Raw genomic sequence first — 10,629 nt, forward strand, 5'->3', positions numbered from 1 at the left:
ATAAAAATAAATACAATAATGTTTCACGTGAAACAAAAAAGCAGATATGAAATTTCATATCTGCTTCAAACAACTTTATACTCTTACTACATCTGTTCCGGACATTTCATTCCAAGAAGATCAAGGCCATCTTTGATTGCTTTCTTTGCAATTATCACTAACTTAACTCTTGCTCGTTTGAGTTTCTCATCTTCCACATTGCACTGATTTTCATGATAAAAATGATTGAATGCCTGGGCAACCGACATAACGAACCTTGCGACAACCGATGGTTCCAGACGTTCAGCTGCTGTCTTCACGACTTCTGGAAAACGAATCAATTCTTTTAATAAAGAAACTGATGCTACGTCTGTCAATAAAGAAGGATCTATATCTTCAGGCACATCCGTTATCCCTGTCTTTCTCAAAACACTGGCAGCACGTGCATAAGTGTATTGAACATAAGGGCCTGTCTCACCGTCAAAACTATGAATCTTATCCCAGCTGAATGTGACATCCTTTATTCTCTGGTTATAAAGATCATTAAAAATGATAGCACCAATACCAACCATCTTTGCAACTTCGTCTTTGTCCTGAAGATCCGGATTTTTATCATCAATGACTTCTTTGATCTTTGATACAGATTCACGGAGAATATCTTCTGCGTAAATAATATTTCCGCTTCTTGTAGAAAGCTTTCCGCCTTCCAGACTTACCAACCCATAAGGAACATGAATTAGATCTGTTTTGGCCCACTCATATCCCATGAGTTCCACCACTTTAAATACCTGTGCGAAGTGAAGTTTTTGTTCCATACCTGTGACATAAATACATTTTTCAAAATCATAGGTTTTTTTACGGTAAAAAATTGCAGCCAGATCCCTCGTAGCATAAATAGAACTTCCGTCTTTTTTCATTATCAGACAAGGAGTCATATCATACTCTTCCAAATCAACAATAAAAGCGCCTTCGCTTTCTTTCAGCATTCCTTTTTCCTTTAACTCATCTACCACGGCAGAAGTCTTGTCCCTATAAAAACTTTCACCAGCATAAGAGTCAAAATCCACATCCAAAAGTTCATAGATCCTTTTGTATTCGATTAAACTAATATCTTTAAACCACTCCCAAATGGAAAGAGCTTCTTGATCACCTTGTTCCATTTTGACAAACCATGCCCGGGCCTCATCATTTAAAGTATCGTCTTTTTCTGCTTCTTCATGAAATTTTACATAAATCTTCATCAGTTCAGAGATACCGTTCTGTTCTACAGCCTCTTTGCTTCCCCACTTTTTATAAGCCACAATCAGTTTTCCAAACTGGGTTCCCCAGTCACCCAAATGATTGATTCTCTCGACCCGATAACCAAGCTTTTTATAAATACGGTAAATAGAATTGCCTATCAAAGTGGTCCTCAAATGACCGACATGAAAATTCTTTGCCACATTCGGAGAAGAATAGTCAATACAGATAGTTTTTCCGCATCCCATCTCAGAACTGCCGTAATTATCCACAGAAACCTGATTCAACATCTCACTTACAAACATCGTTCTGTCAATAAAGAAATTTACATAAGGACCCATAGCCATAACTTTAGAGACAAAATCTGTTTTCTTTATTCTTTCTGCTACCTCTTCTGCTATCATATTCGGAGCTTTGCGGAAAATCTTAGCCAGCTGAAAGCATGGGAATGCAAAATCGCCCATATCCTCCTGGGGAGGTATTTCTAAAATTCTGCTTACTGTCTCTCTGTCCAATTCTTCAATAGAATCTGTGATTAAATCAATTATCTTATCTTTCATTTTTCTCCTCACTTATGCTTCTATAATTGCCTGCAATACCACTGAATTCTCCTGCCATCTGGTAATTGCAAATTCTCTTGTCAACATGTCTTCCAATATATTTCTGTTTTTTTTAAATTTTTGTATAGACACCTGTTTCTTGGGTTTCATGACAAACTGCAGCATAATTCTGTCCTGTTCGATAAAGGTATCTATGTTTAAAGACCGGATTCCTATTTTTTGAACAGAAAATTTCATCATCTGATGAAATCCTGTCAAAAATGAAAATGTAAAAATAACCGGTGAATCTTTTTCTATTCTTTCACAGCTGACTATAATCTCGGGATGAACCTCTCTGAAATGGTTCATAAGTTCATAAAATGCAGGAAGAAACAGAATTTCCTCCTGACTCTTATCCAACTCCTCCAGGCCGGAAACCACAAAATAAGTTTCTTCCAGTCCTTTTAAATAAGATTTCAGCCTGTCACACTTTTTCTGGATTTTTCGTATATTTCTGGATAGTGTATCTAATGCATGTTCCACTTCTCTTGTATCCGGCTCCTTCACTTCTTCCATGCGGTTTTCATCTAAGGACAAAGGAGAAAATACAGACCGGATCTGTCTCTTTTCTTTTTCCAGCATCACACACCGGATCAGCCGCTCTTTTTCTTCTTCCAGCTTATATTTTTCTTCTATAAATTTTTCTTTCTCAGCCACACACTCCATATATTCTTCGGATAAATAGGCAGCCAGATCTGACATCAGCTGATCCTTATCAATCTTCTTCTCATCCAAATATCTCACCACCTCTTCTCTCTATGATAAACGAATTTTTAAGGAATGCAAAGTATTATTGTATCAAATCATTGTTTGTCATATAATAATAGTAATAAATTAGAAAGGAGACTCTGTATGCGTTTCTACAAAAAACTGCGAAATCTGGCCACCATTACAACTGTATCAACAATATGTGTATATCTGATAAATAAACTTGTCTTCTCATTATCCTCCATGAGAGACGCTTTGTTCTCCAAATACGGCAATACTTACTCCTGGAGATTTGGCAATATATACTATACAAAACATGGAACCGGTTCTCCGATTCTCCTCATTCATGACCTGAACAACTGCAGTTCTGAACTGGAATTTCATAAAATAAAGGAAGAACTCTCCAAATCACATACCGTCTATACCTTGGACCTCCTTGGATGCGGCCGTTCCGACAAGCCCCGGATCACTTATACAAGCTACCTTTATGTTCAGCTCATCAACGATTTTATCAAAAATATAATTGGCACGAAGACCGATATTATCGCCAGCGGCAATTCATCATCCCTGAGTTTCCTGGCATGCTACACAGAACCGAGGAACTTCAGCCGCCTCATGATGATCAATCCTGAAAATATGACGAAGGCGGGGCGTTATCCCGGGAATCGCAAGAAAGTACTCAAGTATTTTATTGAACTGCCGATCATCGGCACACTCACTTACAATATCCTGCACAGCAGGCCCATGATCCAGAAAAAATTTGCCCGGGAATATTTCCACAGACCCAAGGACATTAAGCAGAAATATGTGGATATCTGTCATGAATCCGCTCACAAATGTGGATCAGATACAAAATATTTATATGCAAGCCTCATTTCGGACTACCTGAACTGTAATCTGATCCCATCCATAAAAAACTTAAACCACAGTATCTACTTTCTCATGGGAGACCATGCCCCGGAAGCCGAGAACACCATTGAACAGTACCAGGTGTTGAACCCTTCTATAGAATATCATTTTATAAAAGGCTCAAAACTCTTGCCCCATCTGGAAAATACGGATGAAGTCCTGAAAGCCTGCAAGATCTTTTTTTAACGGATAGGCTCTTTTGACGGCAGCCCTGCTTTGCGCGGATAGCGCTTTGGAGCTGCCTTTTGTTTTTTTATTTTAAGAATAGTCCTCTCCATATCTGTACCCGGAAGTACAAATGACACAACATCCTCGATTTTTCCTCCCAAGAGATGTACTGCATTCTTTCCTTCTCTCATCTCTTCTTCGATCCTGCCGGATTTATAAGGAAGGAACATTCCGGATACCTTCACATATGGAAGACAATACTCCGAAAGCGTGCTCAAATTAGCAACTGCCCTGGATACAACCAGGTCAAACTGCTCACGGTATTCCTTTTTCCTGGCGAAATCCTCTGCTCTTCCATGAATTGCCCTAATATCACGAAGTTCCAGCGCATCGATCACTCCCTCCAGAAATTTAACTCTCTTATTCAAGGAATCCAAAAGTACAATCTTTAATTCGGGAAATGCAATCTTTAAAGGGATTCCTGGAAACCCTGCTCCCGTCCCCACATCCAGGACTTTTTGTGAAGAGAATCCACACTCTGCCTTCACCAATGCCACACTGTCCACAAAATGCTTCAGTATAACATCCTCTCTGTCTGTAATCGCGGTGAGATTCATAACCTTATTTTTCTCTGTCAGCAGTTCATAATATGTTTCAAATTGAGCCAGCTGCCTGTCTGTCAATGTAATGCCTAACTCTTCTGCTTTTTCTCTTAAACTAATCATATACACTCCTAAGCCCTTTGACCGAGCTGTTCCAAAAAGATAAGAAGTACCGAAATATCTGCAGGGGATACCCCGGAAATCCTGGATGCCTGTCCAATAGATGCAGGACGAATCTTAGACAGCTTCTGTACCGCTTCAATCCTTAAGTTTCCTATTTCTTCATACCTGATTCCCTCGGGAATTTTCTTTTTCTCTAAACGCTTAAACTGTTTCACCTGAGAAAGCTGGCGTTTAATATAACCTTCATATTTAATATTAATATTGACCTGTTCTCTCACATCCTCAGGATATTCCGGCCTGTTCGGATCAATGGGTGCCAGCATGTCATAAGTGAGCTCCGGTCTCCTGATCAGTTCCGCCATAGTGGCAGAAGACTTTAATTCCGTACTCTGACATCCCGTAAGCAGATTCTGAACTTCTCTTGAAGCCCCAACATTTACACGGTTAAGCCGTTTGATTTCTTTTTCTATCAGCGCTTCTTTCTCCATCAGCTTTTGATATCTCTCCTCACCGATAAGTCCCACTTCATATCCTATCTTTAAAAGGCGGAGATCCGCATTATCCTGTCTCAGTAAAAGCCTGTATTCTGCCCTGGAAGTCATCATCCGGTACGGTTCGCTCGTCTCTTTTGTCACAAGGTCATCAATCAGAACGCCGATATAAGCCTGAGAACGGTCAAGGACCAGCGGTTCCTTTTCCTTTAGCATTCTTACAGCATTAATCCCTGCGATCAGTCCCTGGGCTGCTGCCTCTTCATATCCAGAGCTTCCGTTGAACTGTCCTGCCGAAAACAGCCCCCCGATTTCCTTAAATTCCAGCGACGGCTTCAGCTGCGTGGCATTAATACAGTCATACTCGATAGCATATGCATTTCTGATGATTTTAACATTCTCAAGCCCCGTTACACTGCGATACATGGCATACTGGACGTCTTCAGGCAGAGAACTGGACATTCCTCCCACATACATCTCATTCGTATATTCACCCTCAGGTTCGATAAATACCTGATGCCTGTTCTTATCCGGGAATTTTACAATCTTATCTTCAATAGAAGGACAATACCGGGGACCCGTACCCTCAATGGCGCCTGAAAATAATGGGGAACGTCCGATATTTTCACGGATGATCTCATGTGTCTCCTCGTTTGTATAAGTAAGCCAGCAGGAGATCTGATCTCTCTCTATATCTTCTCTTGTATTTGTAAAACTGAACGGAATAATTTTTTCATCTCCGAACTGTTCTTCCATCTTATCAAAATTAATACTGTTTTTATCGATTCTGGCCGGAGTTCCAGTCTTAAACCGGCGCATTTCGATTCCAAGTTTCTTCAGAGACTTCGTCAGATAATTGGCGGCCTGAAGACCGTTAGGTCCCGTCTCATTGCTCACATCTCCATAAATACACCTTGCTTTTAGATAAGTACCTGTTGTGAGGATCACTGCTTTCGCATGATAAACAGCACCCGAGTAAGTCTTCACGCCCGTAACTTTACCGTCCTGTGTGAGAACTTGTGTCACTTCTCCCTGTCTGACAGTCAGATTTTTTGTATTTCCCATAGTCTGTGCCATAGCCATCGAATACATCTTTTTGTCCGCCTGTGCCCTGAGGGAATGAACGGCAGGACCCTTAGAGCGGTTCAGCATTTTGGACTGAATGTAAGTCTTATCTATATTAATGCCCATTTCGCCGCCAAGAGCATCTATTTCTTTTACCAAATGTCCCTTAGAACTTCCTCCTATGTTTGGATTACACGGCATCATAGCTATGCTGTCCATGCTCACCGTAAAACAGATTGTTTTAAATCCGAGGCGCGCAGAGGCCAATGCCGCCTCACAGCCTGCATGACCTGCACCCACTACTACAATATCATAAAATTCTTCTAAATTTTTCATCTCTATTTACCCATACAAAATTCTGCAAATATTTCATTTACCAGATCCTCACCTACAGACTCCCCAATAATATATCCAAGCTCCTCATAAGCATTCATAAGATCAATCGAAAAGAAATCCTCCGGCATCCGGTCCTCTATGCTTTTAAGAACCAGGTCAAGGCTGTCCTTTGCATTTGACAACGCTTTCTTATGTCTCATATTTGTAATATATACTTCGTCATTAAACGATACCCTTCCGTCAAAGAAAAGATCATTGATCCTCTCATAAAGATCTTCAAGACCATAAAGACTTTTTGCCGATACCGGAACGATATTTTGAAATCCTCTCTGAAGAAATTCACTTTCAGAAACTTTTGTTTCCAGATCTGATTTATTTAACAGCACAATGACCTGCTTTCCCGTAAGAAGCTTCATAATGTCTTCGTCTTCTTTTGTCAGGGGAACCGAAGTATCCACAACATAGAGGACGAGATCCGCTTTTATCACCGAATCTCTCGCTTTATCCACACCGATCTTCTCAACAACGTCTTCTGTATACCGTATTCCCGCCGTATCGATGACATTCAGCGGAATTCCGTTAATCTGGATAGACTCTTCCAGAGTATCCCTTGTAGTCCCTGCGATATCTGTAACAATGGCTCTTTCTTCACCCAGCAAAACATTTAATATTGAAGACTTCCCGGCATTGGGTTTTCCGACAATTGCCGTGTGAATGCCTTCTTTCAATATACGTCCGTTGTCGGAAGAATCAATATACTTCTGAATATCATCTCTCGCATGTTCTACCTGTATTTTCAGCTGTTCAGAGAATCCATCCACAGAGTAATGCTCAGGGTCATCTAAAGCGGATTCAATGAACGCCACACTGTGAACAATCTCTTTTCTCAGAGAACGGATTTTATCAGAAAGGCTTCCCTTTAACTGCTTTAAAGATGTTTCCATGGCAAACTCATTTTTAGAGTGAATCAGATCCATCACAGCCTCTGCTCTGGAAAGATCGATTCGTCCGTTTAAAAATGCCCGTTTCGTAAATTCACCCGGTTCTGCCGGCCTCGCCCCGGCCTCAATAATACAGGACAGTATTTTTTTCATTATAACAACTCCACCGTGACAGTTAATCTCCGCCACATCTTCGGCAGTATAGGAATGAGGGCCTTTCATAATCAAAAGAATACATTCATCGATATCCTTTTCGTCCTTCACTGCATGTCCGTAATGAGCCGTATAAGTGGCTGCCTGTTTTATATCTTTTTCTCTTTTTGGGCGGAATACTTTAGAAGCAATATCTATGGCTTCCGGCCCGCTGATCCTTATAATCCCGATTCCGCTGTTGGACAGCGGTGTAGCGATCGCTGCAATTGTATCTGTTCCCATTTCAATGTCCTCCGCAAGGCAAAAAAGGGCTGCCGCAAAAGGCAACCCAAATTCATTATTTTTTCAGCATGACAACCACTCTGCGGTAAGGATCTTTACCCTGACTTTTTGTCACGATCTTAGGATCTCTCTGAAGTGCAGAATGGATAATACGGCGTTCATTCGGATTCATAGGCTCCAGATGAACCGGTTTTTTTGTCTTCTTAACTTTATTTGCAATGCTGAGTGCAAGCTTTTCTAAAGTTTCCTGTCTGCGCTCCCTGTAATTCTCCGTATCAAGCTTTACTTTAATAAAAGCCTCGCTTTCTTTATTCACAAACAGGCTTGTGAGATATTGGAGTGCATCCAGAGTCTGTCCGTGCTTTCCGATCAGAGCACCCATCTTTTCTCCGGTAACATTAATCTTCAGCACATTTCCGGTGGTATTATAATAAAGATTCAGTTTAGGAACAAGTCCCATCGCCTTTAACACTTCATCCAGATATGCTTCTGTGTCGTTTATGATCTGATCAATATTATCCGGACGTTTATATACCTTTTCTTTAGGGTTTTCACAGGCAGTCTTCTTCTGTTCCTGGGTTTTTTCCTGTTTCTGTTTCTTTTCTGGAGCAGCCGGCGCTTCCGCTGTTTTCTCAGATTTATCTTCCTTTACAGGCTCAGCCGGTTTTTCTTTTTCCGTCAATTCAATGATCACCGGTTTTTTAAAGAGTCCTAAAAATCCGTTGCTTCCTTTATCAATCACTGCATACTGAATTTCTGTGCTCGGAATTCCCAGCTCCATGGCCGCATTCATAACCGCATCAGATTCCGTTTTGCCAGTAAAACGCTTTACTGCCATTTTATTTTCCCCCTTTATCCATCCGGTTCTTCACGATGTTTGCCTTAGATGCAATTCCTCCCTGGGATTCTGTGTTATACTCTACGTTTTTTGTGACTTTCTTTTTGGCAATACTGCTGATCGTATTATCCTGGGATGATTCTGACGGAGTGCTGCCGCTTGCAGCTCCCATCATTTTTTCATACATAGAAGGACCTTTTTTCTTGGCTTTCTTCTTGGCTGCTTTCTCTCTGCTCTTCTCAATGATCTTCTGCATATTTGTATGATTATAGTAATTGTTGATCAGAATCTGCTGTACCCACTGGAACACTGCACTGGCAGTCCAGTAAATACCGATTCCCACCGGAAGAGTGATACACATGAATAAAGACATAATAGGCATCATCAGCATCATATTCTTTGACATACCTGCCGCCGGATTATCTGAATCCATGTCTGCCATAGATGTACGCGCACTTAAATATTGGAATAAAGCGGACAAAATCGGGATAATAAGATAAATGCTCAATTTAAATCCCGGTGTATTCTGGATATTGATTCCAAGAATAAATTCATATGCACTCTTAGGAATATCAGGAATATAACTTTCCAGATTTCGTACTACATAATACAGAGCCATGATGATCGGAAACTGTATCAGCGTAGTCGCACATCCGCCAGTAGGGCTTGTCCCATATTTATCATAGACTTTCTGCATCTCTTCCTGCTGTTTCATCATAGATGCCTGATCTCTCTTACCCCGGTATTTCTTCTGGATCTTCATCATTTCGGGCTGTGCCACCTGGTTGATCTTCATACTTCTCTGCTGCTTAATTGTCAGCGGAAAAATAATCAATTTCGAAATCAATGTAAACAAAATAATACACAATCCAAGATTCTCAATACCAACAGCTGATAATCCATTGTAAATCCACTTCATGATCTCGCCGAAAACCCAGACGATCGGAGACAATAATCCTCCGCTGCCTGCCTGGGCTGCTTGAGCCAAATACATCATTTCTTTTTACCTTTCACCTTTCTCACTTCCGGAACAGGATCATATCCTCCCTTTGCAAAAGGGTTACATCTCAAGATTCTAAACACAGCCAGAAGGCTTCCCTTCAGTGCGCCGTGTTTTTCCAGTGCTTGAACTGCATACTCTGAACAGGTCGGAGTATAAATGCAAGTTCCTTTTCCTTTTAATTTAGACAAATGTGCTCTATAAAACTGTATCAAATAAATCAAAATCTTTTTCAATGTTTTTCATCTCTTTTTAAACGATGAAGACTCATCAGATGGAGCAAAGCACTTTCCACCGTGTGAAATCCTTCATCCTTAACCGTATTTCTGGCAATGACCACAAGATCAAATCCCTGCTTAAACTCTGACTGACGAAGCCGGTAACTCTCTCTCAGGAGCCTGGTCACCCGGTGTCTCACTACACTGTTTCCAACCTTCTTGCTGACAGAGATTCCAAAACGATTATAATTAAGCTGATTTTCCCTGCAGTATAAAACTAAATATTTGTTTGCTTTTGATTTACCGGTTTTATATACCTGCTGAAATTCCTTAGTTGTTCTTAACGAATGATAATGCTTCATATCTTTTCCTTCCCTATTATTTAGAGAAAAGAAAAGGTCACATCACTGCGACCTATGCTGACAATCTATTTCTTCCTTTTGCTCTTCTGCTCTTAATAACTTTTCTTCCGTTAGCAGTGCTCATTCTCTTTCTGAAACCATGAACTTTAGATCTCTGTCTTTTCTTTGGCTGAAATGTCATTTTCATGTCTAGAAACACCTCCTTAATCAAAAAATAGTAATTTTATATATGAAACCATATATTGTCTAAAAAACATCACTCCTATTATAGTCAAAGTCACCTGCATAAGTCAAGAGAATTCTATGTTTTTTTGCGATAAAGTTATTCCATCCATAGATATTGTAGGACTCTAAAAAGTTATACACAATTTGTGGATAACTTGTGGAAAACTATGTGAAATATTTGTTTATCATATGTTTATATGTGTCGAAACCCCTGATATTTCCTAGTGTTTATTTTGTGAATAAATTTATCCACAGTTTTTCACAGGCAACATATATTGTATTATGATTGTACTTATTATATGAAAGAAACATTGAAAAAAAAATTCTTTTGTTATACACTAGTAATAGTATATTTTTTTAAACTTATTTAGAAAGAGGTCCGTAAAAATCA

General features: G+C 40.0%; 11 protein-coding genes. 1 reads left to right on the forward strand and 10 read right to left on the reverse strand.

Annotated elements, in window-relative coordinates; genetic code table 11:
- Positions 1-86: 86 nt before the first annotated feature.
- Together argS and P8F77_RS18245 are read right to left on the reverse strand one after the other, a co-directional pair.
- The gene (gene argS / locus P8F77_RS18240) at positions 87-1,778 is read right to left on the reverse strand and encodes an arginine--tRNA ligase (protein WP_287331600.1); all 1,692 of its coding nucleotides are present in this window, start codon (positions 1,776-1,778) and stop codon (positions 87-89) included.
- 12 nt (positions 1,779-1,790) lie between these two features.
- Positions 1,791-2,561, reverse strand: coding sequence for a hypothetical protein (locus P8F77_RS18245; RefSeq protein WP_287519383.1), 771 nt, complete (start codon positions 2,559-2,561; stop codon positions 1,791-1,793).
- A 108-nt stretch (positions 2,562-2,669) separates the two neighbouring features.
- Here P8F77_RS18245 and P8F77_RS18250 point away from each other — a divergent pair, with 108 nt between their 5' ends.
- On the forward strand, positions 2,670-3,620 hold the full coding sequence (locus tag P8F77_RS18250; RefSeq protein WP_287519381.1) for an alpha/beta fold hydrolase: 951 nt from the start codon (positions 2,670-2,672) through the stop codon (positions 3,618-3,620).
- Here P8F77_RS18250 and rsmG read toward each other — a convergent pair.
- From rsmG to rpmH, 8 genes are read right to left on the reverse strand one after another with little or no spacing between them, the layout of a single operon-like run.
- Positions 3,617-4,327 (reverse strand): 16S rRNA (guanine(527)-N(7))-methyltransferase RsmG, encoded by a 711-nt coding sequence (gene rsmG / locus P8F77_RS18255; protein WP_024729061.1) that lies wholly within the window; start codon positions 4,325-4,327, stop codon positions 3,617-3,619. The two genes, P8F77_RS18250 and rsmG, sit on opposite strands and share 4 nt — an antisense overlap.
- Positions 4,328-4,335: 8 nt before the next feature.
- Positions 4,336-6,219 carry a tRNA uridine-5-carboxymethylaminomethyl(34) synthesis enzyme MnmG gene (gene mnmG / locus P8F77_RS18260; protein WP_287519379.1) on the reverse strand — a complete coding sequence of 628 codons (1,884 nt, stop codon included), beginning with the start codon at positions 6,217-6,219 and terminating at the stop codon, positions 4,336-4,338.
- A 2-nt stretch (positions 6,220-6,221) separates the two neighbouring features.
- Positions 6,222-7,595, reverse strand: a complete 1,374-nt coding sequence (mnmE, locus tag P8F77_RS18265; protein ID WP_148459818.1) for a tRNA uridine-5-carboxymethylaminomethyl(34) synthesis GTPase MnmE — start codon at positions 7,593-7,595, stop codon at positions 6,222-6,224.
- Between the two features lie 55 nt (positions 7,596-7,650).
- The gene (jag, locus tag P8F77_RS18270) at positions 7,651-8,433 is read right to left on the reverse strand and encodes an RNA-binding cell elongation regulator Jag/EloR (protein WP_024729058.1); all 783 of its coding nucleotides are present in this window, start codon (positions 8,431-8,433) and stop codon (positions 7,651-7,653) included.
- A gap of 1 nt (position 8,434) precedes the next feature.
- Positions 8,435-9,427 (reverse strand): YidC/Oxa1 family membrane protein insertase, encoded by a 993-nt coding sequence (locus P8F77_RS18275; protein ID WP_347256447.1) that lies wholly within the window; start codon positions 9,425-9,427, stop codon positions 8,435-8,437.
- Positions 9,427-9,669: a membrane protein insertion efficiency factor YidD gene (gene yidD, locus P8F77_RS18280; protein WP_024729056.1), complete on the reverse strand. Its 243-nt coding sequence runs from the start codon at positions 9,667-9,669 to the stop codon at positions 9,427-9,429. The genes P8F77_RS18275 and yidD overlap by 1 nt, the downstream gene beginning before the upstream one ends.
- Positions 9,666-10,013, reverse strand: a complete 348-nt coding sequence (rnpA, locus tag P8F77_RS18285; protein ID WP_024729055.1) for a ribonuclease P protein component — start codon at positions 10,011-10,013, stop codon at positions 9,666-9,668. Before rnpA ends, yidD begins: the two co-directional genes overlap by 4 nt.
- Before the next feature lie 52 nt (positions 10,014-10,065).
- On the reverse strand, positions 10,066-10,200 hold the full coding sequence (rpmH, locus tag P8F77_RS18290; protein ID WP_006568113.1) for a 50S ribosomal protein L34: 135 nt from the start codon (positions 10,198-10,200) through the stop codon (positions 10,066-10,068).
- Positions 10,201-10,629: the final 429 nt, after the last annotated feature.

Source organism: Anaerostipes sp. PC18 (genome assembly GCF_039789045.1).
Classification (GTDB): Bacteria; Bacillota; Clostridia; order Lachnospirales; family Lachnospiraceae; genus Anaerostipes; species Anaerostipes hominis.